Below are 25,463 nucleotides of genomic sequence, written 5' to 3'. Positions count from 1 at the left end.
CACCGGCCCCGTCCCAGGACGAGGGACACGCGACGCGGATGCGCGGGCCGTCCGGCGCCTCCGCCGGGCCCGAGCGGGAGCCGGGGATGCTGCTCCGCTCAGCCCAGCAGGAGGGACACCCCGATGAGCACGGGCACCGCGGCGACCGTGGTCACGAGGGCCGTGTCGCGGGCGACGGCGACGCCCCGGTCGTAGCGCGAGGCGAAGGTGAAGATGTTCTGCGCGGTCGGCAGCGCGGCGGTCACCGTCACCACGAAGAGGTGCTCGGAGTCGAGGTGGAACGCGAAGCGCCCCAGCAGCAGCGCGACCGCCGGCATCACCAGCGACTTGAGCACGGAGGCGACGACCACCTCGACCCGCGCCGGCCCCGCCTCCAGCGGCCGCTGCCCGCGCAGCGACATCCCGAAGGCGATCAGCACCAGCGGGATCGACGCGTTGCCGATGATCGAGAACGGCTGCAGCACGGGCGCGGGCAGCTCGACGCCGGTGAGGGCGACGACGAGGCCGAGGGCGGAGGCGATGATCATCGGATTCCGCAGCGGCTGCGTGAGGATCGCGCCGACCGAGGTCCGCCCGCTCGTCGAGACGTCGAGCAGCGTCAGGATCGTCGGCGCGAGGACGATCAGCTGCAGGAGGAGCGTCGGGGCCACCCACTGCGGATCGCCCAGCACGTAGATGGCGACCGGCAGCCCGATGTTGTTGGCGTTGACGTAGGAGGAGGCCGCGGTCCCGATCACCGTCTCCGGCAGCGGGCGGGGGAAGAGCAGCCGCGAGGCCAGCACGTAGAGCAGGGCGACGGTCAGCACCGTCAGGAGCGAGACGAGCAGGAACGAGGAGAAGAGGACGGAGACGTCGGCCCGCGACAGCACGGTGAACAGCAGCGCCGGCGTCGTGACGAAGAAGGCGATCCGCGACAGGATCAGCCGGCTCTCGGGCGGGACGATCCGGAACCGCGCGATCAGGTAGCCGACCGCGATGACGACCCCGATGATCGAGAAGCCGGTGAGCACGCCCTCCACGCCGCCGCCTCCCCGCCGCGGCCCGTCCGCTGTCGCGCCTCCACCCTAGGCAGTGGCCGGGCGTTGCAGCGTCGGCGGGACGCGCCTACGGTGTGCGGCATGCCGCATCTCGAGGTCCCCGGCGCGAGCCTCCACTGGGAGGCGGACGGCCACGCCTCCGCGCCCGCCCTGCTGCTCGTGCACGCGGGCATCGCCGACCTGCGGATGTGGGACCCGCTCGTCCCCGACCTCTCGCGCGACCGGCTGGTGGTCCGCTACGACGTCCGCGGCGCGGGCGGAACGAGCACGGAGGACGTGGAGTACGACCCGCGCCGGGACGCCCTGGACGTGCTCGACCACCTCGGCGTCGAGCGCGCGGTGGTCATCGGCTGCTCGCGGGGCGGAACGCTCGCGCTCGACCTGGCGCTCGAGCATCCGGAGCGGGTGACCGGCCTGGTCGTGATCGCGCCGGGCCTGGCGGGCTTCGACTACCCCGCGCTGACGGCGGAGGAGGAGCGGCGCTTCGGGGAGGTCGAGGCGCTGGAGCTCGCGGGCGAGCGGGAGGCGGCGGCGATCGTCGAGGCGGAGCTCTGGGCCGTGGGTCCCGACCGCTCCGCGGACGACGTCGCTCCGGAGTTCCTCGCGCGGGTCCGGGAGCTCGCGCTCACCGGCGTCGGCCACGAGGAGGAGGCCCCCCGCCCGATCGAGCCCTCCGGGCCGGCGGGCGAGCGGCTCGGGGAGATCGCCGTGCCGACCCTCGTCGTGGCGGGCGCGCACGACCTCTCGGAGTCGCTGCCGGTGTGCGAGCACCTCGCCGCCGAGGTGGGCTGTGCCGAGCTGCACGTGCTCGAGGACGCGGCGCACCTGCCCGGCCTCGAGCACCCGGAGGAGTTCCTCGCGGTGCTGCGGCCGTGGCTGGAGCGCCACGGGATCTGATCAGGCCACGGCGGCCAGGTCGAACGCCCAGTCCACGTAGAGCTCCGGCGGTTCGCCCTGCTCGACGAGGTCGATCCGGTCGAAGCCGGCCTCGACGCAGGTCGCGCCCGCGTCCAGGTCGCTCTCCGCCACGAAGGCGTGCACGAAGCGGGGCACGGGGAACGCCGCCGCCTCCTCGAGCAGCATCCGCACGGAGTCCGCGGTGATGCCGCGGGCGTGCGGAGCGATGCTCCACGCCGCCTCGTAGGCGACGACGCCGCGCGAGCAGCCGTACCAATAGCCGATGGAGCCGACGGAGAGTCCGTCCAGCTCGACCACGTAGAAGAACGCGTCGCCGTCCGCCCAACCGCGCAGGTAGCGGTCGTGGCGCACGAGGATCTCGCTCTCGCTCTCGAGTCCGCCGCCCGCGTGCGCGAGGGTGTCGCGCAGGACGGAGGAGTCCGCCTGCGGCCAGGGGAGCAGGCGGAGGTTCTCGGGGTGGTGGTCGATGCTGGCTGTTCTCTGGTCGCTTCCGGGTTCGGGTCCCGTCACGCTCTCCGATCCTCTCTCTCAGGATGGCTCGCCGATCGAGCGCGCCGCCAGGGTGTTCGGCGCGCCTGTCCGATCGGATGTCTCCGCACTCGGGATGCGGACACGGTGTCGCCCCATCTTCGACCCGATGAGGGGAGGGAAACGGAAGCGGTGAGGAATCTAGCCCCGGACGGGGGGTGGCACCTGCACAACACCTGGGCAACCGCTGACCGCGGGGCCGGAGAGGGGCGGCGGAGACGTGCGCCCGCCCCCGCGAGATCGCCGCTTCGCTCCGCCGAGACGCAAGAAAAGCGCGCGCACGAGCCCATACGCTCGGAGTCGGAGCGCGTTCCGCTCCTGCAGCCCCGTATCACCAGCGTGAGGAGGATCACCATGTCGCAAGCCGTGCAGAGCACCGTCGTCGGAGAACCCGAGGTCGTCGAGGACCGCGTGGAGGACTCCGCCGCCTGGCTCGACCTGAAGGCCGCCGCCGCCGCGCTGCAGCCGCTCCAGTCCCAGGACGGCTCGCTCGCCGAGCCCGAGCGGCTCAAGGAGGCGCGCACCCTCGTCGAGCGGATCGTCGCCGGCGTCCGCACCCTCGCCCCCGCGTTCCCGCACGACGCCGCGTACCTCGACGCGCTGGTCGTCGACCTCGAGCGCTGGAGCGCCGGCGGACTCGGCCTGCCCGACTTCCTCGACTCGCTCACCGCGTTCCAGCCGCAGCTCGAGCGCGTCGACGGCCGCCGCCACCTCGTCGTCTTCCCCATGTACACCCAGAACGGCAGCCGCGACCGCCACGTCGAGGCCGTCCTCGTCGAGGTCGTCTGGCCGCGGTTCGTCGCCGAGCTGGAGGCCGGGGACTACTCCAACGCCCTCTTCGTGCCCGTGCGCTTCGTCGACTTCACCGCCGGCTACGACACCGACAGCGCTGTGCTGTTCCCCGAGACGGTCGCGATGCGCTCCGTCCCGTCCTTCACCTGGGGCGCGATCTTCGCCGACCGCGAGGCGGCCCGGTTCCGCCGCGTCGTCACGGAGGCGGCCCGGATCACCCGTCTCGAGCTCCCGGAGGACGCGCAGCGCCTGCTGGCCGACCAGCGCCTGGCGGAGGAGTCCTTCGTGATGTGGGACCTCATCCACGACCGCACCCACATGCGCGGCGACCTGCCGTTCGACCCGTTCATGATCAAGCAGCGGATGCCCTTCTTCCTCTACTCGCTGGAGGAGCTGCGGTGCGACCTCACCGCCTTCCGCGAGGCCGTCGCCATCGAGCGCCGCCTCGGCGCGCTCGACCGCCGCGACGACGAGGAGGAGGCGCTGGCCGAGCGCTCGCGCTTCGTGCAGTACGCGATCCTGTTCGACCGGCTCTTCCGCTTCCCGCTCACCGGGTCGCGGGTGCGCAACTACGACGGCCTCGGCGGCCAGCTGCTCTTCGCCTGGCTGCACCAGCACGGCGTCCTGCACTGGACCGACACCCGGCTGGCGTTCGAGTGGGACGGCGTCGCCGACGTGGTCGTCGCCCTCTCGGACGCGATCGACGAGCTCTACTGGCGCTCGATCGACCGGCCGAAGACGGCGCACTGGCTGGCCGCGCACGAGCTGATCGCGGCCACTCTCACTCCGCACCCCGCCTCCGCCTGGGCCCGCGGGCTCCCGGACGAGGTGCTGCTCGGCGCCCCGCGCGGGCTCACCGACGCGGTGCTGGACGACGAGTTCCCGCTGTCGATGTTCTACGAGGCCCTCGGGAAGAAGATGGGCGACGTCATCGCCTCGACCCGGGGCATCACCGGCCGGGACTGACGTCGCGCCCGGGAGGTGGCGGGGTGCGCTCCTCCGCCTCCCGGGGCCCCGTCCGACCGGCGTCGGTTAGCGTGGGGCGCATGCCCTCAGGTGACGGAGCCGCGGACCCGCTCGACGCGGGCTGGATCCGGCGAGCGCCGAGCCGGGCCGGATACGTGCGCGATGCGGTCACCGCGGGGATCCTGCTGGTGGCGACGATCGTCTCCGTCGCGCTGTACTCCTCGGCGGGCTTCCCGGACGCGGCGCACCCCGTCGTCAGCGCCCACTGGGCCGTCCTGATGACCCTTCCCCTCGCGCTGCGCCGCCGGTTCCCCGCGAGCGTGGCGGCCGGGCTCTCCGTCGTCTACGCGCTCGGGATCGTGCTCCAGGTGCCGGAGTCGCTCTTCGGCCAGATCTGCCTGTTCCTCGCGCTCTACACGGTCGGCGCGTGGGGCCGGAACCGGCGCACGGCGCTCGTCGTCCGAGTGGCGATCGCGGTCGGGATGCTGGGCTGGCTGCTCACCACCCTCGCCACGGGCGAGTACTTCGGCAGCTCCGTGCCGGTCGACGACTCCCCCGGGCTGCTCTCGCCCTACGCGGCGGAGTCGGCCCTCGCGGTCGTCTCGAACCTGCTCTACTTCGGCAGCGCCTACGTCTTCGGCGAGGCGTCGTGGCAGTCGGCCCGCCGGCTGGAGGCGCTCGAGACGCGCACGGCCGAGCTCGACGACGAGCGGGAGCGCTCCTCGCGGCAGGCCGTGTCCTCCGAGCGGCTGCGGATCGCGCGCGAGCTGCACGACGTGGTCGCGCACCACGTCAGCGTGATGGGCGTGCAGGCGGGAGCGGCGCGGCGGGTGCTGGCGCGGGATCCGGAGCGGGCGGCGGCATCGCTCAGCGCCATCGAGGGCGACGCGCGCTCGGCGATCGAGGAGCTGCACCGCATCCTGGTCGCGCTGCGCGCCGAGGACGCGGTCCCGAATCCGCTCACCGACGCCGCGTCCACCCGCGGGGTGGCCCAGCTCGAGGAGCTGGTCGCGGCGTCCAGCGGATCGGGCCTGCCCACCGTCTTCCTCACCCTCGGCACGCCCCGCGAGATCCCCGCGACGGTGGGGCTCAGCCTCTACCGCATCGCGCAGGAGTCGCTCACGAACGTCCGCAAGCACGCGGGGCGCGGCGCGCACGCCGAGGTGCGCCTCCGCTACGCCCCCGACGCGGTCGAGCTCGAGATCGCCGACGACGGCGGGTCCGGCCCGCACCCGAGCGCTCCCGCCTCCTGCGGACTGGGGCACACCGGCATGAGCGAGCGCGCGGCCGCGGTCGGCGGCTGGATCGAGATGGGGCCGAGGGGCGGAGGCTACCTCGTGCACGCCCGGGTGCCGCTGTCCCCCGTCCGGGCGAGCTTGCCGGACGCCGACGACCCGGTACCGTCGTCGGAGACGTCGCGGGGGCGTCAGGAGCGAGCGAGCGGGGGCCGCCCATGACCGAGCACGTGCGCGTGCTGCTCGTCGACGACCAGGAGCTCGTCCGCGTGGGCTTCCGCATCATCCTCGAGTCGGAGCCGGGGATCGAGGTGGTCGGCGAGGCCCGCACCGGTCTCGAGGCCCTGCAGCGCGCCTCCGAGCTGCGCCCCGACGTGATCTGCATGGACGTGCAGATGCCCGGCCTCGACGGCCTGGCCGCGACCCGCGAGATCGTGGCCGACCCGCGCCTGTGCTCGCGGGTGCTCATCCTCACCACCTTCGACCGCGACGACTACCTCTTCGAGGCGCTCTCGGCCGGCGCCAGCGGGTTCCTGCTCAAGAACGCGTCGCCGGAGGAGCTGGTCGAGGCCGTGCAGGTGGTCGCCCGCGGCGACGCGATGCTCGCCCCCGACGTCACCCGGCGCGTGATCGAGCGGTTCGCGTCCGTGCCCGAGCACACGCCGGCCGCGGCCGAGCACTCCGGAGTGGCCGACCTGACGGACCGCGAGCGGGAGGTGCTCGTGCACCTGGCGCGGGGCTGGTCGAACGCCGAGATCGCGGCCGAGCTGTTCGTGGGCGAGGCGACCGTGAAGACGCACGTCTCGAAGATCCTGATGAAGCTCGGCGTGCGCGACCGGATCCAGGCGGTCGTGTTCGCCTACGAGCACGGGATCGCGGTACCGGGGCGCCCCTGAGCGGTCGGCCGGGCGGTCAGCGCCGGGACTGGCTCGAGGCCGGGCGCGGCGGGGTGCGGCGGACGAACTCCATCCGGATCTCCGGCACGATCTTCCGGTCGAGCACGACCGTCATGTAGCGGCCGTCGACGCGGGCGCCGATCGCGACCACGTCCGGATCGGTGTCCACGCGGTAGCCGCGCAGGGCCTCACCGTCCACGATCACCGGGACGCCCCGCACGACGTCCTCGTCGCGGAGGGCGGCGGCGACCACCGGCATCCCGCCGCGGCGGCTGCGCACGCGGCCCGGGAAGGTGTTGCGGAGCACGTCGCCCATGTGGGCCGCGAGGCGGGACTCCAGGGGCCGGCTGCGCTCGGCGGGGATCGGCACGGAGGTGCGGACCGCCTCCCAGAGCACCGGGTACCGCATCCGCGTCACCTGGTCGACCATCCACGGCGGCAGGTGGTCGTTCTCGGCGCGCTCGATCGCGCGCTTCTGCTCGGGGGACAGCGGGACGTGGTTGACGGGGTCGGCGCGGTTGCGCGGGTTCTTGTAGAACGAGTACGAGAGCGAGATCTCGACGAAGCGGCCGAGCGCCATCGTCTGCGCCGCGGCGAACTCCTCCAGCCTCGGCTGGGGCGCGAACGCGAGGACGGGATCGCCGAAGCGAGCCGCGATCTCGTCCACCCCGGGAGGGGCGGGCATGTCGCGGACAGCTCCCGTCGTGTCCATGCGCATACGTCAAGAGTGGCCTGCCTCCCAGCCGATACCAACTTCTTGACGGAGATCGGCTTTCGGGTCGTCGTCCTTTCACCTGCCCGAAACATGCGGGAGGCAGGAGGGGTGTCTCGGCGGGCGCCTCCGGGGCTCCTCCGGGCGGCGGGCTGCGAAGATGGAGGGATGAGCGCTCTGCACGATCCCGACGTCCGCGGCTTCGCCTCCGACAACTACTCCGGAGTGCACGACGAGGTCCTCGCCGCGATCGCCGCGGCCAACGGAGCGCACCAGATCGCCTACGGCGAGGACGTCTACACCGAGCGCCTGCAGGAGGCGTTCCGCCGCGAGTTCGGCGAGCAGGCCCAGGCCTTCCCCGTCTTCAACGGCACGGGCGCCAACGTCACCGGCCTGCAGTCGATGCTGCCGCGGTGGGGCGCCGTCGTCTCGGCGGGCACCGCGCACATCACCTCCGACGAGGGCGGAGCGCCGGAGAAGGTCGGCGGGATCAAGATCCTCACGGTCCCCACGCCCGACGGCAAGCTGACCCCGGCGCTGGTCGACCAGGAGGCGTGGGGCTTCGGCGACGAGCACCGCGCCCAGCCGCTCGTGGTCTCGATCACCCAGTCCTCCGAGCTCGGCACCGTCTACACCCCGGAGGAGGTGCGCGCGCTCGCCGACCACGCGCACGGCCTCGGCATGCGGCTGCACATGGACGGGGCGCGCATCGCGAACGCCGCGGCCGCCCTCGGCCTGCCCCTGCGCTCCTTCACGACCGACGCAGGCGTCGACGTGCTCTCGTTCGGCGGCACCAAGAACGGCATCCTGCTCGGCGAGGCGATCGTCGTGCTCGACCCGGCGGCCTCGACCGGGCTGACCTTCCTCCGCAAGACCAACATGCAGCTGTCCTCCAAGATGCGCTTCATCTCGGCGCAGCTGCTCGCCCTGCTCGGCGACGGCGGCGAGGAGGAGCCCCTGTGGCTCCGCTCGGCCCGGCACGCGAACGCCATGGCGGCGCGCCTGCGCTCGGGGCTCGAGGAGGCGATCGCCGCCGGCCGGATCACCGGGCTCGAGTTCACGCAGCAGACCCAGGCCAACGCGGTGTTCGCGACGCTGCCGCCCGGAGTCGCGGACCGGCTCCGCGCCGCCTACCGCTTCTACGACTGGAACCCGGCGACCGGCGAGGTCCGCTGGGTCTGCTCCTTCGACACGACGGAGGACGACATCGACGCGTTCACGGCCGCGATCGAGCGCGAGCTGGCCGCGTGAGGGCCCGCCTCCCGCGCCTGACGACGGTCGGCGCCGCGCTCGCCGTTCTCGTCGCGCTGACGGGCTGCACGTCGGCCGAGCGCTCGGACGTCGCGGCCACCCCGTCGGCGTCCGAGACCGCCGCTCCGACTCCCTCCGCGACTCCGACGCCCTCGCCCACGCCCACGGCCTCGACCCGCCTGGGCTGCGACTCCCTCCTCCCCGCCACGCGGGCGGCCTCGGCGCTGGGGGTCTCCCGCAGCGCTCTCGAGGGCAGCCGCGAGGTGACGACGCGCTCCTCGGGCGAGCTGATCCGCGAGGCCGCGGAGGAGAACGGCGGAGTGCTCCGCTGCGCCTGGTACGACGAGGACGCCTCGATCACCGCGGCCGCGGTCGACGACGCCGCCGAGGCCTTCGCCGGCCGTCCGGGCCCGCGCCTCGAGACCGCCGTCGAGGCCTACGGCTCCTGCACCGACGGCAGCTGCGACCTGGACCTGCTCGCCGGCGCCACCTGGGTGACGCTGCAGCTGCGCGGCGCCCCCGCGGCCGTCGACCTCGCCGCGCTGGCGACCGGCACCGCCTCCGCCGCGCTCGGCACCCTCGACGAGCCGGTCACCGCGACGGCGCCCGTCTGCACCGAGGTCCTGACGGCCGAGCAGCTGTTCGGTGCCGCCGGTCTCGCGCAGGCGACCGCGGGGACGGGGACCGGGACGCCGACCACCGCGTCGGCCGCTGCCGCCGCCCGGGCCGGGTACGCCTCCTGCAGCTGGAGCGACGCCTCCAGCGCCGCCTACTCGGGCGTGACGGTCGACGCGCTCCCGAACGGCGACGACGGCTGGCGGAACCTCTCGCTGACCTCGGGCCTGGCGATCCCGCTCGAGCCGCTCGACGGCTTCGGCGAGAAGGCCCTCACCGGCTGCGCGGCGGGCGTCTGCGAGATCGACGCGCTCGCCGACGACGTGTGGTGGCGCGTGACCGTCACCGGCGACGCGGCGAAGGCCGAGGCCGTCGCCCGCGCCGTGCTCGCGAACGCCTGACCCGGGCACCCCGCTCCTCCTCCGCGAGCGGGTCAGCGCCAGTACTCGTACCAGGACGACTCGCGGCAACCGAGGGACGCGTAGAGGCGGCGGGCGCCGGCGTTCTCGGCGAGCACCTGGAGCCAGAAGCGCGCGACGCCCCGGCCGGACGCGTCCTCGAGGAGGGCGCGGATCACGGCGGAGGCGAGCCCGCGGCGCCGGGCGTCCGGCCGGGTCGCCAGCGCGAAGAGGCCGCCCCAGAGCTCGCCGTCCGGCGCCGTGACGAGCGCGAGGCGGCCGGTCGCGGCCGGGCCGTCCCCGTCGACGGCGAGCGCGTAGGAGGAGGGGCAGCCCGCGAGGATGCGCTCGGCGACCGCACGCTCCTCCGCGCCACCGCGACCGTCCACCGACCACCAGAGGGCGAGCCAGTCCTCGTCGGGAGCCGGGGCGAGGCGGACGCGAGGCTGCGGCGCGGGCCTCGGCGGCACTGGCCTCGACGGCGCGGACCCCGACGTCGTGGACAGGGCGGCGAGCGCCTCCTGCACCGAACCCGTCAGCACGAGCGTCCGGTCGATCGGCGCGGCGCCCCGCTCGGCGAGCAACCCGGTCAGACCGGCAGGGCTCGGCGGTCCGATCTGCACGAGGGGTGCGATCCCGTGCTCGCGGGCGAACGCCTCCGCCGCGTCGAGGGCCGCCCCCTGGTCGACGACGTCGCCGGACGCGAGCACCGAGTTCGCGCGCTTCGTGACCCCCGAGGAGGCGCGCAGCTCCCATGGGCCGAGGGGGCGCCGCACGAGCGCGGGCCAGGCGTCGGCGGCGAGGCGGTCGAGCAGGCGCGGATCCATCGGGCCACGGTAGCGGGAGCGGCGCCGGAGCCCGGCGGGCACCCCCGGAGACGGCTCCGGCCCGCAGGATCCGCCGCGGACGAGCCGAGCGGGATCCTGCGGGCCGGAGGCCGTGGAGGGACGAGCCCTACATGTTGATCATGTGCCCCTTGAGGCCGTGGAAGCCCTCCTGCAGCGCCTCCGACAGCGTCGGGTGGGTGTGCACGTTGCGGGCCAGCTCGGTCGCGGTGAGGTCCCACTTCTGGGCGAGCGTGAGCTCGGGGAGCAGCTCCGAGACGTCCGGGCCGATCATGTGGGCGCCGAGGAGCTCGCCGTACTTCTTGCTCGCGATGAGCTTCACGAAGCCGGTGGGCTCGCCGAGGCCGTGGGCCTTGCCGTTCGCCATGAAGGGGAAGGTCGAGACGGTGATCTCGTGTCCCTCGTCCGTCGCCTGCTTCTCGGTGAGGCCGAAGGAGGCGATCTGCGGCTGGCAGAACGTCGCGCGCGGCATCATCCGGTAGTCGCCCAGGGTCTGGGTCTCGGCACCGGCGAGGGTCTCGGCGGCGACGACGCCCTGCGCCTCCGCGACGTGCGCGAGCTGGAGCTTCGCGGTGACGTCGCCGATGGCGTAGATGTGCGGCACGTTGGTGCGCATGTGGTCGTCGATCGCGATCGCGCCGCGCTCGGTGAGCTCGACGCCCGTCTTCTCGAGGCCGAAGCCCTCGGTGCGGGGGACCCAGCCGATCGACATGAGCACCTTGTCGACCTCGAGGGTCGACTGCGTGCCGTCCTTCGCGGTGTAGGTGACCGTGACGTAGCCGTCCTTGTCGACGACCGACTCGACCTTGGTCGAGGTCAGGATCTCGACGCCGAGCTTCTTGTACTGCTTCTGGATCTCCTTGGAGACGTCCGGGTCCTCGTTGGGGAGGGCGCGGTCCATGAACTCGATGATCGTCACGTCGACGCCGTAGTTCTTGAGGACGTAGGCGAACTCCATGCCGATCGCGCCCGCGCCCACGATGGCCATCGTGTCGGGGAGCTCGCGGGTCATGATCTGGGTCTCGTAGGTGACGACGTTCTCGGAGAGCTCGACGCCGGGGAGGAGGCGGACGCTCGCGCCGGTCGCGATGATCGCGTCGTCGAAGGTCAGCGACTCCGTGCCGCCCTTGCTCAGCTGCACGTCGAGGCCCTGCGGGCCGGTGAAGGAGCCGACGCCGTCGAACTCGGCGATCTTGTTCTTCTTCATCAGGAAGTGGACGCCCTTGGTGCGGCCGTCCGCGACCGAGCGGCTGCGGTCGAACGCCGCGCCGAAGTCGAACGAGACGTCGCCCGAGATGCCGAACTGCTTCGCCTGGGTGTGGAAGAGGTGGGCGAGCTCCGCGTTGCGCAGCAGCGCCTTGGACGGGATGCAGCCGACGTTGAGGCAGACACCGCCCCAGTACTGCTTCTCGACGACGGCGACGGACTTGCCGAGCTGGGCGGCGCGGATCGCGGCCACGTATCCGCCGGGGCCTGCCCCCAGGACGACGACGTCGAAGTGCTGGGCCATGGATGATCCTCCAGAGTCGTGGATGGTGGTGCGCGGGGTGACCACGCCGTCTCCCACCGTACCGTTCCGGGGCTCGGAGGCGGCCCGCTCCTCCGTGGGCGAACGCGCGCGCGGGCGCCTGCCGTGCACGCGCGGGAATGCCCGCGGGGCGGGGACGGTTGGGCTCCACGGGCGACGGAGCCCCTCCCCCAGTCCCCCGCACGGAAGAAGCCCCGCGATGTCCGCCACCGCCTCCCGCACCGCCAGCACCAGCGCCCCGATCCTCGACGTCCTCGCGGAGCGCTGGAGCCCCCGCTCCTACGACGCGTCCGCGACCGTCTCCGACGAGACCCTCGCGTCCCTCCTCGAGGCCGCGCGCTGGTCCCCGTCCGCCAGCAACTCGCAGCCGTGGCGCTTCATCGTCGCCCGCCGCGGAACCGACGGGTTCGACCGCATCGTCTCGACGCTCGCCGGCTTCAACGGCGCCTGGGCCGGCTCCGCCGCCGTCCTGGTCGTCGCGCTGGCCGAGACCGTCGACTCCGAGGGGAAGCCGCGCCCCTGGGCCGTCTACGACCTCGGCCAGTCGATCGCCCACCTCAGCGTCCAGGCGCACCACGAGGGCCTGCACGTGCACCAGATGGCCGGCTTCGACAAGGACGCCGTCCGCGCCGCGTTCGGCGTCGACGAGCGCTTCGACCCGGTGACGATCGCCGCGGTGGGAGTCGCGGCCGACGCCGACGCGCTGGCGAACGAGACCCTCCGCGAGCGCGAGACCGCGCCGCGCACCCGCCTGCCCCTCGAGGAGCTCGTGCTCGTCCAGGCGTAGCCCTCCGGCGGAAGGCCTCCCCCGTCCGCGGACCGGGGAGGCCTTCCGCGTCCCACCCCCTGTGTTACTCCCCGTGTCGGTCCCCGCTGTGCCGCCGGGAGCCTCTCCGTACGATCGGACGATCCGCCCGCCCGTCCCGCTGCCCGGAGAGACATGCCCGCCACCCCCGCCGCCCGCACGAGCCTGGCCTTCGACGCCGAGCTCGGCCAGTCGGCGTTCCCCGTGCGCTTCGAGGGGGTCGGCCGCACCTTCGCGCCCGGGTCCCCCGTACTGACGGACGTGACGCTCGAGGCCGCCGCGGGCGAGGTCATCGCGATCCTCGGCCCGAGCGGCTGCGGCAAGTCCACGCTGCTGCGCATCGCGGCGGGCCTGGACACCGCCTCCGAGGGGTCCGTCCTCATCGACGGCGCCCCCGTCTCCGGCATCGACCCGCGCTGCGCGGTGGCGTTCCAGGAGCCGCGGCTGCTGCCCTGGCGGAGCATCGCCGACAACGTCGCGCTCGGCCTGCCGCGCGGCACCCCGCGCCCGGCCGCCCGCGCCGCCGTCGACGAGCTGCTCTCGCTGGTCGGCCTCACCGCGCACGCCCGCTCGCGGCCCCGCGAGGTATCCGGAGGCATGGCCCAGCGCGCCTCCCTCGCCCGCGCCCTCGCCCGGAACCCCGGCGTGCTCCTCCTGGACGAGCCCTTCGGGGCGCTCGACGCGCTGACCCGCCTGCGGATGCAGGACCTGCTGCTCGACGTGCACGCGGCGGCTCCGGCGACGATCCTGCTCGTCACCCACGACGTCGACGAGGCCCTCCAGCTGGCCGACCGCATCGTGCTCCTCGGGCGCGACGAGCCCGGAGGCGTCTCGCGCATCCAGCGGATCGTCACCGTCCCCGGAGCGCGGCCGCGCGACCGCGGCTCGGCGGAGCTCGCCGAGCACCGGGCCGAGCTCCTCGCGGGGCTGGGCATCGAGCGGCACTGACCCCGGGCGGATCGACCCGCATCCCTCCACCCGGGCGGCACGGTCCGGGCGGCACGACCTCCCTCCCCAGCCGCCTCCTCCTCCCGCTCTCCACCGCACGAGCACCTCCCCGCACCGCCCCTCCCCTGCAGCGTCCACACTCGCTGTCACCGCATCCCCGAAGCCGAGGCCCCCATGTCGTTCACCAGCTCCCCGCTCACCCGCCGCACCGCTCTCGCCGGTCTGCTCACCGCCGCCGCCGTCCCGCTCCTCGCGGGCTGCGTGCAGGGCGAGGGCGGAGGAGGAGCGGCGGCCGCGACCGCCGACGCCGCCTCCGGAGGAACTCAGGGCGGCACGCTCACGCTCGACTTCGCGACGTACAACCCGCTGAGCCTGGTCATCAAGGAGAAGGGCTGGCTCGAGGCCGCCCTCGCCGAGCAGCAGGTCACCGTCGCCTGGGTGCAGTCGGCCGGCTCCAACAAGGCCAACGAGGCCCTGCGCGCCGGAGCGATCGACGTCGGCTCCACCGCCGGCTCCGCCGCGCTGCTCGCCCGCTCGAACGGCTCGCCGATCAAGACGATCGACATCTTCTCGCAGCCGGAGTGGTCGGCCCTCGTCGTCCCCGCCGGCTCGGCGATCACGTCGGTCGAGCAGCTCGAGGGCAAGCAGATCGCGGCCACCAAGGGCACCGACCCGTACTTCTTCCTGGTGCAGGCGCTCGAGGCCGCCGGGCTGGGCATCGGCGACGTGACGGTGCAGAACCTGCAGCACGCCGACGGCTGGGCGGCGCTGCAGAACGGCTCCGTCGACGCCTGGGCGGGCCTGGACCCGATCATGGCCGGCGCCGAGGCGGCCGGGGCGACCCTGCTCTACCGCAACGTCGACTTCAACTCCTACGGCCTGCTCAACGCGACCGAGAGCTTCCTCGCCGAGAAGCCGGACCTCGCGCAGACCGTCGTGAACGCGTACGAGCACGCCCGCGCCTGGGCGCTCGAGAACCAGGACGAGACGGCGAGCATCCTCGCCTCCGTCGCCGGCCTCGACGTGGCGGTGGCGACGACGGTCATCACCGAGCGCAGCAACCTCGACGTCGACAACGTCCCCGGCTCCGCGCAGACCGACGTGCTCGCCGTGATCGGCCCGATCTTCGTCGAGAACGGCGACGTCGCCTCGCAGCAGCAGGTCGACGACGCGCTCGACTCGCTGCTCGACGACACCTACGCCTCGGCGGCCGACCCGAGCGCCATCGGCGCCTGAGGGTCCGGCCCTCCGCCCCCGACCCCGTGATCCGAGGAGACCGACGATGACGATCCGCGACGACGACACCGCGACCGACGCCGATGTGCTGCGGCGGAGCGCGCTGTCCGCGCCGATGCCGGGTGAGCCCGGACTCGTGACTGCGGGCCCGTCGGTCGCGGCCTCCCAGCGCCGCCTCCGCGAGGACCGCTCCCACCCGCTCACCACGCGACGGTGGTTCGTGGTCGCGGGAGGCGCGATCCTGCCCGTGCTGCTGCTCGCCGCCTGGCAGATCGCGACGACGACCGGGATGGTCTCGGTGGCGGTCTTCCCCTCGCCCGCGATGGTCTGGGCGGCCGGCGTCGACCTCGCCCAGCGCGGCGACCTCGGCCAGGACGTCGCCATCTCGACGCAGCGCGTGCTCATCGGGTTCGCGCTCGGCTCGGCGCTCGGGCTCGTGGTCGGCGCGCTCTTCGGGCTCTCCCGCGTCTGGGAGGTCGTCCTCGGGCCGACCCTCGGCGCGATCCGGGCGGTCCCGTCGCTGGCCTGGGTCCCGCTGCTGCTGCTCTGGATGGGCATCGGCGAGGAGTCGAAGATCACGCTGATCACGATCGGCGCGTTCTTCCCGGTCTTCACCACGGTGGCCACGGCGCTCGGCCACGTCGACCGGCACCTCGTCGAGGCGGGCCGCGCCTTCGGCCTCTCGGGCGTCCGGCTCTTCACGACGGTGCAGCTGCCCGCGGTGATCCCCTCCGTGATCTCCGGGCTGCGCCTCGCGCTCGCCCAGTCGTGGCTGTTCCTGGTCGCCTCCGAGCTCATCGCCTCCTCGATGGGCCTCGGCTTCCGCCTCATCGACAGCCAGAACAACGGCCGGATCGACCGGGTGTTCCTGGCGATCGTCCTGCTGGCCGTGCTGGGCAAGCTCACCGATGCCGTCGTCGGCGTGTTCCAGCGCTACGCCGTGAGGAAGTGGGCGTGAGCGCCGGGGAGGGAGCTCCGAGCGTGAGCGGGACGATCGCCAACCTGCTCGACGAGCACCGCCGGTTCCCCCCGCCCGCGGCCTTCGCCGCGCAGGCGAACGCGGGCGCGGAGGAGTACTCGCGCGCCGCCGCCGATCCGGTCGCGTTCTGGGAGGAGGCCGCCCGCCGCCTCGAGTGGGCGGAGCCGTGGCACACCGCCCACAGCTGGGAGCCTGCCGCTCCGCTGCCCGACGGCTCGCTCTCGGTGCCGCGCACGACCTGGTTCGAGGGCGGACGGCTGAACGTGGCCGTCAACTGCGTCGACCGCCACGTGGACGCGGGACGCGGCGGGAAGACCGCCCTCCACTTCGAGGGCGAGCGCGGCGACCGGCGGTCGATCACCTACGCCGAGCTCCAGCGCGAGGTCTCCCGCGCCGCGAACGCGCTGACCGCGCTCGGGATCGGGAAGGGCGACCGCGTCGTCGTCTATCTCCCGGTGATCCCCGAGACCGTCGTCATCACGCTCGCGATCGCGCGGATCGGCGCGATCCACTCGCTCGTCTTCGGCGGCTTCTCCGCCGAGGCGGTGCGGTTCCGCGTGGAGGACACCGGCGCGAAGCTCCTGGTCACCACGGACGGGCAGTTCCGGCGCGGAGCGGCGGTGCCGGTCAAGGCGAGCGCCGACCGGGCGGTCGAGGGCGTCGCGTCGATCGAGCACGTCCTCGTCGTCCGCCGCACCGGTGAGACCGACGTCCCGTGGACCCCGGGCCGCGACGTCTGGTGGCACGAGCTGGTCGACGCGCAGAGCGACGTCCACGAGGCCGAGGCCTTCGACTCCGAGACGCCGCTGTTCATCATCTACACCTCCGGCACGACCGGGAAGCCCAAGGGACTGGTGCACACCAGCGGCGGCTACCTCACGCAGGCCTCCTGGACGCACTGGGCGGTGTTCGACGCGAAGCCGGACGACGTGCACTGGTGCACCGCCGACCTCGCCTGGGTCACCGCGCACACCTACGAGATCTACGGACCGCTCTCGAACGGGCTCACCCAGGTGATCTACGAGGGCACCCCGAGCACCCCGCACACCGCCCGGCACTTCGAGATCATCGAGCGGTACGGGGTGACCGTCTACTACACGGCGCCGACGCTGATCCGGACGCTGATGACCTGGTTCCCCGAGGGCGTGCCCGACCGGTACGACCTGTCGAGCCTGCGCCTGCTCGGCACCGTCGGCGAGTCCATCAACCCCGAGGCCTGGGTCTGGTTCCACGAGGCGATCGGCGGCGGGCGCTGCCCGATCGTCGACACCTGGTGGCAGTCCGAGACCGGCGCTGCGGTGATGTGCCCGCTGCCGGGCGTCTCGACCCTCAAGCCGGGCTCGTCGCTCGGAGCCCTGCCCGGGCTCGGCGTCCTCGTGGTGGACGAGCACGGCGAGCGGGTGCCGAACGGCTCCGGCGGCTACCTCGTGGTCGACCGGACCGGGCCGGCGCTCGCCCGCACCGTGTGGGGCGACCCGGAGCGGTACCGCGACTCCTACTGGGCCCGCTACGCGTCCCAGGGGTGGTTCTTCTCCGGGGACGGCGCGAAGTACGACGCCGACGGCGACGTCTGGGTGCTCGGCCGCGTCGACGACGTCATCAACGTCTCCGGGCACCGCCTGTCCACGATCGAGATCGAGTCGGCACTCGTCGCCCATCCGGCCGTCGGCGAGGCCGGAGTCGTCGGAGTCGCCGACGCGACGACCGGCCAGGCCATCGCGGCGTTCGTCATCCCCTCCGACGAGGCCGTCGACCGCGCCGAGGAGGACCCGGCCTACTGGGCCGCGCTCGGCACGACGCTCTCGGCGCTCCTGCGCGACCACGTGGCGGTCGCGATCGGGCCGATCGCCAAGCCGCGCGACGTGGTGGTGGTGCCGGATCTGCCCAAGACCCGCTCCGGCAAGATCATGCGGCGGCTGCTCGGCGACATCCGCGACGGCCGCCCGCTCGGAGACGTGACGAGCCTCCAGGACGACACCGTCCCGGCGCGCATCGCCCGCATCGTCGCCGAGCGCGGGTAGGCGCCGCGCCGAGCGGACGCGGCGGGCGGCCCCTGTTTCGGGGAGGCGTCGGGAGCCTGCGCGTCCGCGGCGAGGAGGGGCCGCCGGGGAGCATCCGGAGTAGCGTGAAGCCGTGCGCGACGTCCAACAGCAGATCATCTCCGAGCTCCACGTCTCCCCCGCCGTCGATCCGGCCGTCGAGGTCGAACGGCGCAGCGGATTCCTCGCCGACTACCTCCGCAGCACCGGCGCGAAGGGCCTCGTCCTCGGCATCAGCGGCGGCCAGGACTCGAGCCTCGCCGGGCGCCTCTGCCAGCTCGCGGTCGAGCAGGTCCGCGCGAGCGGCGGCGACGCCTCCTTCATCGCGGTCCGCCTGCCGTACAAGGTGCAGGCCGACGAGGAGGACGCCCAGCTCGCCCTCACGTTCATCCGCCCGGACCGCCAGGTCGTCTTCGACATCCACCAGGGCGTCGACGGCGTGGCCGCAGCATTCGGCGACGCGGTCGACGAGCCGATCAGCGACTTCGTGAAGGGCAACGTGAAGGCGCGGATGCGGATGATCGCGCAGTACGCGATCGCCGGCCAGGCCGGGATGCTCGTCGTCGGGACCGACCACGCGGCCGAGGCGGTCACCGGCTTCTTCACGAAGTACGGCGACGGCGGCGCCGACGTCCTCCCGCTCACCGGTCTCACCAAGCGGCAGGGGCGCTCGCTCCTCGAGCACCTGGACGCACCGGCCCGGCTCTACGAGAAGGCGCCGACGGCGGACCTGCTCGACGACAACCCCGGCCAGACCGACGAGACGAACCTCGGGCTCACCTACGCCGACCTCGACACGTACCTCGAGGGCGGCGAGGTCGACCGGGCCGTCGCCGAGGCCATCGAGGCGCGGTACGCCGCGACCGAGCACAAGCGCCAGGTGCCGCTGTCGATGTTCGACGACTGGTGGCGCTGAGCCGCCGCTGACCGCATCCAGCGGCCGGCAGCTCAGGACCGCACGGGGCCCCGCTGAGGCGGGGCTCCCGTGCGTCCGGCGCGGAACCGATGCGAGGACCGGACCCGCCGCGGTATCAGGAGTCGGCGCGGGCGTTGTAGACGAGCACCTCGCCGGAGTCGACGGAGGCGCGGTAGGCGCGGAACACGTCGAGGGCCTCGTCGCGGAGTACGCCGTCGACGACCTCGATGCCGCGGGCCTCGAACTGCGCGGCCCAGTCCTCGCGCATCGGCCCCTCGTCGAAGGTGCTGATCTCCTCGAGCTCGGGGCCGGAGCCCGCGACGACCAGGCGGCGCACCCCCGACCACATCGTCGCTCCGTAGCACTGCACGCACGGGCGCCAGTTGACGACCAGGTCGTGCGCGGGGAGGCCCTCGCCGCCGAGGTCCCAGGTGCCGAGCGCGGTCTGCGCGAGACCGAGCGCCGTCACCTCGGCGTGGCCGGACGAGACCCCGCTGCCGAGGACGACGTTCACTCCGACCGAGACGAGACGACCGGAGTCGCGCTCGACGACGATCGCCGCGAACGGGCCGCCGTTCCCCTCGCGGAAGTTGCGGTCGGCGAGCGCGTGCACGAGGGCCATCCGGTCCTCGAGGTTCGGGAGGACCTCGGGGACGTCGCGGAGGGCGTCACCGATCCAGGCGGGCAGGGCGATCTCGTAGCGGGTGGCGAGGCGGTCGATGTCCATGGGTCCTCCGGGAGACGGGGCGGGGCGGGGCGGCGGGGCGACGGGGCGGAGACGGGTGCGCGGCAGGCACGGCACGGGTGACGCGCGGACGGCGGCGGCCGTCGCCCCTCAGCCTCGCAGTGCCGAGCGCCGGAGACGGAATCGGCCCGGCGCGTCGACGCGGAGGTCAGGCGAGGAGGGCCTCGCCGAGCGCCGCGGCCTGCGCCGCCCAGAAGCGCTTCGCCACGCCGGTCCGGCGGAACAGGGCGTCGAAGCCGTGGAAGGCGCCCTCCACGATCTCGAGCCCGCACGGCACTCCGGCCGCGCGCAGGCGCTCGGCGTAGCGGACGTCCTCGTCGTGGAAGAGGTCGAGGCCGCCGACGCCGATCCAGGCCGGCGGCAGGCCCGTGAGGTCGTCGCGGCGGGCGGGGGCGGCGTAGGCCGTGACGCCGGGGCCGCCGGGCTCGCCGGCGAGGTAGGCGGTCCAGCCGAAGCGGTTGCTGCCCGGGGTCCAGACGCGGACTCCGCGAGGAGGAGGACCGGGCCGGGTGACGGTGCGGTCGTCGAGCATCGGGTAGACGAGCAGCTGGAACGCGGGCTGCGCTCCTCCGCGGTCGTGGGCGAGGAGGGTCGCACCCGCGGCGATGCCGCCGCCCGCGCTCGCGCCTCCGACGGCGATGCGCGCCGGGTCGACGCCGCGCTCCTGCGCGTGCTCGACGAGCCAGTCGAACGCGGCCAGCACGTCCTCGACGGCAGCCGGGGCCGGATGCGCGGGCGCGAGGCGGTAGTCGACGGAGACGACCGTGATGCCCAGGGTGCGGGCGAAGTCGATGCAGGACGCCTCGTCCTGGAGGTGGCTGCCGAGCACCATGCCGCCGCCGTGCACCCAGAGGAGCGCGGGAGCGGTACCGCGGAGGATGCGCGGCCGGTAGCTGCGGGCCCGGACGGGAGCGGCTCCGGCGACGGGGATCTCGACGTCGTCGACCACGATGTCGGGCGGGGCCTCGCCTCCCTCGGCGGCGCGTCGCGTGGCGAGGCGCAGCAGTCGCGGGCCGAGGACGATCGGCGGGAGGAAGCGGCCGAGCGCGAGGTCGGGGTGGAAGAGGGGCGCCGTCGCGGCGGTGCGGGCTGACGCGGTCATGCGCGGGAGGCTACTCCTCACGACCGTGCCGGCGCCCCTCGGCGGGACTACGGACGCACGAGGGTCTTGATCGCGCGGCGCTCGTCCATGGCGGCGTACGCCTCGGCGATCTCCTCGAGGGGCAGCTCGAGGTCGAAGACCAGACCGGGCTCGATCGCGCCGCTGAGCACGTCGGGCAGCAGCTCGGCCATGTAGCCGCGGACCGGCGCGACTCCGCCGTTGACGCCCACGTTCGAGCCGAACATCTGGCGGACGGGCAGCTCGGGGCCTCCATTGGGGACGCCGACGTAGCCGACCATGCCGCCGGGGCGGGCGGAGTCGAGGGCCTGCTGCATCGACTCCTTGGTGCCGACGCACTCGAGCACGCAGTCGGCGCCGATCCCGCCGGTCAGCTCGCGGACGCGCGCGACGCCCTCGTCGCCGCGGGTCTCGACGATGTGGGTCGCCCCGAAGCGGCGGGCGAGGTTCTGCCGCGACTCGTGCCGCGACATCGCGATGATCGTGGTCGCGCCGAGGCGCTTGGCCGCCAGGACGGCGCAGAGGCCGACCGCGCCGTCGCCGACGACCGCGACGGTCGAGCCAGCGGTGACGCCGGCCGAGACCGCGGCGTGGTGGCCGGTCCCCATCACGTCGGCGAGGGTGAGCAGGCTGGGGATGAGCGCCGGGTCCGGATCGATGCCCACGCGGAAGAGCGTGCCGTCGGCGAGGGGCACGCGCACCTTCTCGCCCTGGGCGCCGTCCGCGAAGCCCTCCTCGCGGACCTCGGCGCCCCACCAGCCGCCGGTGAGGCACGAGGTGGAGACGCCGTTGGCGCAGTTCGCGCAGGTGCCGTCGCAGACGTAGAACGGGGCGATCACGAAGTCGCCGACCGCGACGTCGTGCACGTCGTCGCCGATCTCCTCGACGACGCCGACGAACTCGTGGCCGATGCGGTGCGCCTCCTTGGTGGGAGTGACGCCGCGGTAGGGCCAGAGGTCGGAGCCGCAGACGCAGGCCGCGGTGACGCGGACGATCGCGTCGCGCCCCGTCGAGAGCTGCGGGTCGGGGACCTCCTCGAGTCGGATGTCGCGCTCGCCGTGGATGAGTGTTGCTCGCATGGGTGCTCCTGGTCGGGAGGGGGGTGGGGTCGGCGTCCACGGTACGCCCGCGACCGGCCGCGGGTGCCGGAGAGGCGGGGGCTTGCACGAACGCGCGCCGACGCGGCACGGGTGGAGAGCCGGGGGCGGTCCGGCGCGGGGCGGGAGGCGTCGTGCCGGAACGGAGCAGCCCCGCAGCAGCCCTGCGCCGCGTCACGGCTGCGCCTCCGCCCAGCCGTCGCGCCCGATCACGACGTGCGCGAGGAACCGCAGGCCGCACGCCTCTGCCCCGTCGGCGACCGCCCGCGTCGCCGCACGGTCGGAGGGGAGCACCACGGCCTCGCCCGCGTGGCTGTGCGCCAGGCCGATGCCCGCCGCGCCGCGCGCCAGCACCTCGGCGAGCACGGCGGCGACGGGGATCTCGGCGTGCGCCGGGGCTCCGTCGGCCAGCGTCAGGACGTCGCGGACGGCTCCGGACTCGGCGAGCGCCACCGCCAGCACGGTCTCGACCGGCCGGGCGGCCAGCAGCGGAGCGACGAGCCCGGCCAGGCCGGCGGCGTCGGTCACGCGGGCGGCGCGCGAGGCGCGGTTCATCCTCCGCCGCAGCTCGAAGGAGGCGACCAGGCGGCAGGCGGCGACCTCGCCGACTCCGCGGTGCCGCATCAGATCGCCCACCCCGGCCCGGGCGACGGCGTCGATGCCGCCGAAGCGCGCGAGGAGGCGCTGCGCGACGACGGTCGCGTTGGCGCCGCGGACGCCGGCCCCGATGAGCACGGCGAGGGTCTCGGCGTCAGTGAGCGCTTCCGGTCCGTAGGCGCGGAGGCGCTCCCTCGGCCGCTCCTCGGGAGGGAGGTCGGCCATGCGGGGGCCGGGCGTTTCGAAGGACATGCCGCCGACGCTACGGAGCCCGCCGGACGCGCCGCCCGCGGATCCCGCCACTGTGGACGAGTACCGCCCGCGAGCGCCCTGTGGAGGGACCTCCCGTCACCGCCGGCGCGCTCCTTCCCGTCCCCCTAGACGTCGGCGTCGACCGCGACCACCGCGACCTCTGCGGACTCGCGACAGGGGTCGAGCACCCCGGTCAGTCCGACGCGGGCATCCCGGCCGTCACCGACAGGCTCTCGCCGTCCGGCGCCACGTCCACCAGCACCACGTCCCCGTCGCGCACCGTGCCGCCGAGCAGCGCCGTCGCCAGCTGGTCGTCGATCGCCCGCTGCATCAGCCGGCGCAGCGGCCGCGCGCCGTATTGCGGGTCGTAGCCGCGCTCGGCCAGCCACCCGCGGGCCGCGGGCGTCACCGCCAGGTCGAGCCGTCGCTCCGAGAGCCTCCTCGACAGCCGGTCGACGTACAGCGACACGATCTCGCCGAGCTCGGTGCGGTCGAGCGCGTCGAAGATCACGATGTCGTCGAGCCGGTTCACGAACTCGGGCTTGAAGGCCTGGCGCACCATCTGCTGGACCGCCTCCTCCTTCTGCGGCCGTGACAGCGCCGGGTCCACGAGGAACTGCGACCCCAGGTTGGAGGTGAGGATGAGGATCGTGTTGCGGAAGTCGACCGTCCGCCCCTGGCCGTCGGTGAGCCGGCCGTCGTCGAGCACCTGGAGCAGGACGTCGAACACCTCGGGGTGCGCCTTCTCGATCTCGTCGAGGAGCACCACCGAGTACGGGCGGCGGCGGACCGCCTCCGTGAGCTGGCCGCCCTGCTCGTAGCCGATGTAGCCGGGAGGGGCGCCGACCAGCCGCGAGACGGCGAACTTCTCGCCGTACTCCGACATGTCGATGCGGACCATCGCCTTCTCGTCGTCGAAGAGGTGGTCGGCGAGCGCCTTCGCCAGCTCGGTCTTGCCGACCCCGGTCGGCCCGAGGAAGAGGAAGGAGCCGGTCGGCCGGTCGGGGTCGGAGATGCCCGCGCGGGTGCGGCGCACCGCGTCCGCGACGGCCGACACCGCCTCGTCCTGGCCGATCAGTCGGCGGTGCAGCTCGGTCTCGAGGTGCAGCAGCTTCTCGGTCTCGCCCTGCAGGAGGCGCCCGACGGGGATCCCCGTCCAGGCGGCGATCACCGCGGCGATGTCGTCGGCCGTCACCTGCTCGTTGACCATGCGGCCCTCGGCCGGCTCCTCCTCCGCCTCGGCGGCCGCGAGCTCGCGCTCGATCACCGGGATGTCGCCGTAGAGCAGCTTCGACGCGCGCTCGAGCTTGCCCTCGCGCTGCGCCCGCTCGGCGGCGATCCGCAGGGCGTCGAGCCGGTTCTTGAGCTCGCCGACGCGGTTGAGGGAGGCGCGCTCGCGCTCCCAGCGCTCCTGCAGCTCCTCGAGCTGGGTGCCGCGGCGGGCCAGGTCCTCGCGCAGCTTCTCCAGCCGCGCCTTCGAGGCCTCGTCCTTCTCCTTCTTCAGCGCCAGCTCCTCGAGCCTCAGCCGGTCGACGGAGCGGCGCAGCTCGTCGATCTCGACGGGAGCGGAGTCGATCTCCATGCGCAGCCGCGACGCGGCCTCGTCGATCAGGTCGATCGCCTTGTCCGGCAGCTGGCGGGAGGTGATGTAGCGGTTCGAGAGCGACGCGGCGGCGACCAGGGCGGAGTCGGCGATCGCCACCTTGTGGTGCGCCTCGTAGCGCTCCTTCAGCCCGCGGAGGATCGCCACGGTGTCCTCGACGGTCGGCTCGCCGACGAAGACCTGCTGGAAGCGGCGCTCGAGAGCGGCGTCCTTCTCGATGTACTGGCGGTACTCGTCGAGCGTCGTCGCGCCGATCATCCGCAGCTCGCCGCGCGCCAGCATCGGCTTGAGCATGTTCGCGGCCGCCACCGACCCCTCGCCTCCACCCGCGCCCATCAGCGTGTGCAGCTCGTCGATGAAGGTGATGATCCGGCCGTCGGACTCCTCGATCTCCTGGAGCACGGCCTTCAGCCGCTCCTCGAACTCGCCGCGGTACTTCGCTCCGGCGATCAGGGCCGAGAGGTCGAGGCTGACGAGCTGCTTGCCCTTGAGGCTCTCGGCGACGTCGCCCGCGACGATCCGCTGCGCGAGCCCCTCGACGACGGCGGTCTTGCCGACGCCGGGCTCGCCGATGAGGACGGGGTTGTTCTTGGTGCGGCGCGTGAGCACCTGGCTGACGCGCCGGATCTCGGCGTCCCTCCCGATCACCGGGTCGAGCTTGCCGCTCGCCGCGATGGCGGTCAGGTTGACGCCGTACTGCTCGAGTGCGGACTTCTCGTCCTGCTGGGGCATCCGACCGGCCTGCATGATGGGGGTCTCCTCCGTGGCTCGAAAGTTGAGTTCGACGGACTCAACTTTACTCCCGCGACGGCTCCGGCGGTCAGGCCGTCAGAAGATCGCTGTCGCGGCCCTGGAGCGTCTCGAGCGCGTTCCGGAGGATCGAGCGCAGCCGGAGCTCGTCGATCCCGGCAAGCGCCGAGATCTCGGCCTGCGAGAAGCCGCCGGCCGCAGCCAGCAGCAGGAGCTCGCGGTCCGGGCAGTCGAGGGCGAGCAGGCCGCTGCCGAGCGGCCGCCGGGCGAGCTCGTGCGCGGTGCCGAGGGTCTCGCAGAGGACCTCGAGCACCCAGAGCACGGGCTCCGGCGAGCGGGCGCCCTCGCGGGAGCGGCGCCAGACGGCGGTGAAGACGTCGGTGCAGAGCCGGTCGCGGCCGGCCGGGTCGGCCTGGACCGTGCCGACGCACGCCGAGACGAGGCCGCCGAAGCGGTCGACGAGCTCTCCCAGAGCGGAGGCGTCCCCCGTGGCGGAGCGGGCCAGCAGACGGGCGGCGTCCTGCGTCAGCGGCGGACGCACCCGTCCACCGGTCGCGTCCTCGCCTCCAGCACTCACAGGCCCCAGCGTGTCACCGACTCCGTGACGGCGGGACCAGTTGCGCGGAAGGGGGGTGACATGTAAGGAGCGGATCCG

At 73.7% G+C, this 25,463-nt stretch carries 23 protein-coding genes; 12 read left to right on the top strand and 11 right to left on the bottom strand.

The window, feature by feature from the left end; translation table 11 throughout:
• Positions 1-98: 98 nt before the first annotated feature.
• Positions 99-1,019, bottom strand: a complete 921-nt coding sequence (locus tag C5B98_RS08890) for an AEC family transporter (RefSeq protein WP_104222809.1) — start codon at positions 1,017-1,019, stop codon at positions 99-101.
• Between the two features lie 99 nt (positions 1,020-1,118).
• Here C5B98_RS08890 and C5B98_RS08885 point away from each other — a divergent pair, with 99 nt between their 5' ends.
• On the top strand, positions 1,119-1,934 hold the full coding sequence (locus C5B98_RS08885) for an alpha/beta fold hydrolase (protein WP_104327647.1): 816 nt from the start codon (positions 1,119-1,121) through the stop codon (positions 1,932-1,934).
• Here C5B98_RS08885 and C5B98_RS08880 read toward each other — a convergent pair whose 3' ends face one another.
• Entirely contained in the window at positions 1,935-2,465 is a 531-nt protein-coding gene (locus C5B98_RS08880) for a hypothetical protein (protein WP_104327646.1), read from the bottom strand.
• Positions 2,466-2,837: 372 nt separating this feature from the next.
• Between C5B98_RS08880 and C5B98_RS08875 the strand changes: the two genes are divergently transcribed.
• The 3 genes from C5B98_RS08875 (at position 2,838) to C5B98_RS08865 (ending at position 6,372) form a co-directional block, all read left to right on the top strand.
• Positions 2,838-4,241 (top strand): DUF6421 family protein, encoded by a 1,404-nt coding sequence (locus C5B98_RS08875; protein WP_104327645.1) that lies wholly within the window; start codon positions 2,838-2,840, stop codon positions 4,239-4,241.
• Positions 4,242-4,321: 80 nt separating this feature from the next.
• Positions 4,322-5,698 carry a sensor histidine kinase gene (locus C5B98_RS08870; protein WP_104327644.1) on the top strand — a complete coding sequence of 459 codons (1,377 nt, stop codon included), beginning with the start codon at positions 4,322-4,324 and terminating at the stop codon, positions 5,696-5,698.
• Positions 5,695-6,372: a response regulator transcription factor gene (locus tag C5B98_RS08865; protein ID WP_104250690.1), complete on the top strand. Its 678-nt coding sequence runs from the start codon at positions 5,695-5,697 to the stop codon at positions 6,370-6,372. The genes C5B98_RS08870 and C5B98_RS08865 overlap by 4 nt, the downstream gene beginning before the upstream one ends.
• A 16-nt stretch (positions 6,373-6,388) precedes the next feature.
• On the opposite strand, the gene C5B98_RS08860 is transcribed toward C5B98_RS08865, so the two are convergent.
• The gene (locus tag C5B98_RS08860) at positions 6,389-7,084 is read right to left on the bottom strand and encodes a hypothetical protein (protein ID WP_104317757.1); all 696 of its coding nucleotides are present in this window, start codon (positions 7,082-7,084) and stop codon (positions 6,389-6,391) included.
• A 168-nt stretch (positions 7,085-7,252) separates the two neighbouring features.
• Between C5B98_RS08860 and C5B98_RS08855 the strand changes: the two genes are divergently transcribed.
• Positions 7,253-8,335 (top strand): low specificity L-threonine aldolase, encoded by a 1,083-nt coding sequence (locus tag C5B98_RS08855; RefSeq protein ID WP_104222816.1) that lies wholly within the window; start codon positions 7,253-7,255, stop codon positions 8,333-8,335.
• On the top strand, positions 8,332-9,351 hold the full coding sequence (locus tag C5B98_RS16940; protein WP_181065507.1) for a hypothetical protein: 1,020 nt from the start codon (positions 8,332-8,334) through the stop codon (positions 9,349-9,351). The genes C5B98_RS08855 and C5B98_RS16940 overlap by 4 nt, the downstream gene beginning before the upstream one ends.
• Before the next feature lie 32 nt (positions 9,352-9,383).
• Here C5B98_RS16940 and C5B98_RS08845 read toward each other — a convergent pair whose 3' ends face one another.
• Together C5B98_RS08845 and lpdA are read right to left on the bottom strand one after the other, a co-directional pair.
• Positions 9,384-10,175: a GNAT family N-acetyltransferase gene (locus C5B98_RS08845; RefSeq protein ID WP_104327677.1), complete on the bottom strand. Its 792-nt coding sequence runs from the start codon at positions 10,173-10,175 to the stop codon at positions 9,384-9,386.
• Between the two features lie 127 nt (positions 10,176-10,302).
• Entirely contained in the window at positions 10,303-11,703 is a 1,401-nt protein-coding gene (gene lpdA, locus C5B98_RS08840) for a dihydrolipoyl dehydrogenase (protein ID WP_104222818.1), read from the bottom strand.
• Between the two features lie 217 nt (positions 11,704-11,920).
• Here lpdA and C5B98_RS08835 point away from each other — a divergent pair, with 217 nt between their 5' ends.
• The 6 genes from C5B98_RS08835 (at position 11,921) to nadE (ending at position 18,644) form a co-directional block, all read left to right on the top strand.
• On the top strand, positions 11,921-12,508 hold the full coding sequence (locus C5B98_RS08835; protein WP_104250693.1) for a nitroreductase family protein: 588 nt from the start codon (positions 11,921-11,923) through the stop codon (positions 12,506-12,508).
• A 153-nt stretch (positions 12,509-12,661) separates the two neighbouring features.
• Positions 12,662-13,474 carry an ABC transporter ATP-binding protein gene (locus tag C5B98_RS08830; protein ID WP_104222820.1) on the top strand — a complete coding sequence of 271 codons (813 nt, stop codon included), beginning with the start codon at positions 12,662-12,664 and terminating at the stop codon, positions 13,472-13,474.
• Between the two features lie 174 nt (positions 13,475-13,648).
• On the top strand, positions 13,649-14,710 hold the full coding sequence (locus C5B98_RS08825; protein WP_104327643.1) for an aliphatic sulfonate ABC transporter substrate-binding protein: 1,062 nt from the start codon (positions 13,649-13,651) through the stop codon (positions 14,708-14,710).
• 46 nt (positions 14,711-14,756) lie between these two features.
• Complete coding sequence (locus C5B98_RS08820) at positions 14,757-15,668, top strand: ABC transporter permease (RefSeq protein ID WP_244229541.1); 912 nt, start codon at positions 14,757-14,759, stop codon at positions 15,666-15,668.
• 23 nt (positions 15,669-15,691) lie between these two features.
• Entirely contained in the window at positions 15,692-17,710 is a 2,019-nt protein-coding gene (gene acs, locus C5B98_RS08815; RefSeq protein ID WP_104273546.1) for an acetate--CoA ligase, read from the top strand.
• 112 nt (positions 17,711-17,822) lie between these two features.
• Entirely contained in the window at positions 17,823-18,644 is an 822-nt protein-coding gene (gene nadE / locus C5B98_RS08810; protein ID WP_104222821.1) for an ammonia-dependent NAD(+) synthetase, read from the top strand.
• A gap of 115 nt (positions 18,645-18,759) precedes the next feature.
• On the opposite strand, the gene C5B98_RS08805 is transcribed toward nadE, so the two are convergent.
• The 6 genes from C5B98_RS08805 to C5B98_RS08780 form a co-directional block, all read right to left on the bottom strand.
• On the bottom strand, positions 18,760-19,371 hold the full coding sequence (locus tag C5B98_RS08805; protein WP_181065506.1) for a nucleoside deaminase: 612 nt from the start codon (positions 19,369-19,371) through the stop codon (positions 18,760-18,762).
• Positions 19,372-19,537: 166 nt separating this feature from the next.
• The gene (locus tag C5B98_RS08800; protein WP_104222822.1) at positions 19,538-20,491 is read right to left on the bottom strand and encodes an alpha/beta hydrolase; all 954 of its coding nucleotides are present in this window, start codon (positions 20,489-20,491) and stop codon (positions 19,538-19,540) included.
• A gap of 47 nt (positions 20,492-20,538) precedes the next feature.
• The gene (locus C5B98_RS08795) at positions 20,539-21,588 is read right to left on the bottom strand and encodes a zinc-dependent alcohol dehydrogenase family protein (RefSeq protein ID WP_104222823.1); all 1,050 of its coding nucleotides are present in this window, start codon (positions 21,586-21,588) and stop codon (positions 20,539-20,541) included.
• Positions 21,589-21,780: 192 nt separating this feature from the next.
• Positions 21,781-22,455 (bottom strand): RadC family protein, encoded by a 675-nt coding sequence (locus C5B98_RS08790; protein ID WP_104327642.1) that lies wholly within the window; start codon positions 22,453-22,455, stop codon positions 21,781-21,783.
• 193 nt (positions 22,456-22,648) lie between these two features.
• Positions 22,649-24,790, bottom strand: coding sequence for an ATP-dependent Clp protease ATP-binding subunit (locus C5B98_RS08785; RefSeq protein WP_374953054.1), 2,142 nt, complete (start codon positions 24,788-24,790; stop codon positions 22,649-22,651).
• A gap of 88 nt (positions 24,791-24,878) precedes the next feature.
• Positions 24,879-25,385 carry a hypothetical protein gene (locus tag C5B98_RS08780; RefSeq protein ID WP_146076939.1) on the bottom strand — a complete coding sequence of 169 codons (507 nt, stop codon included), beginning with the start codon at positions 25,383-25,385 and terminating at the stop codon, positions 24,879-24,881.
• Positions 25,386-25,463 lie beyond the last annotated feature (78 nt).

The sequence above is a fragment of the Rathayibacter sp. AY1A5 genome, from assembly GCF_002930875.1.
Taxonomy (GTDB): domain Bacteria; phylum Actinomycetota; class Actinomycetes; order Actinomycetales; family Microbacteriaceae; genus Rathayibacter.
Note: the sequence above shows the minus strand (reverse complement) of the source record. Positions and strands in the feature narration are given on the sequence as shown.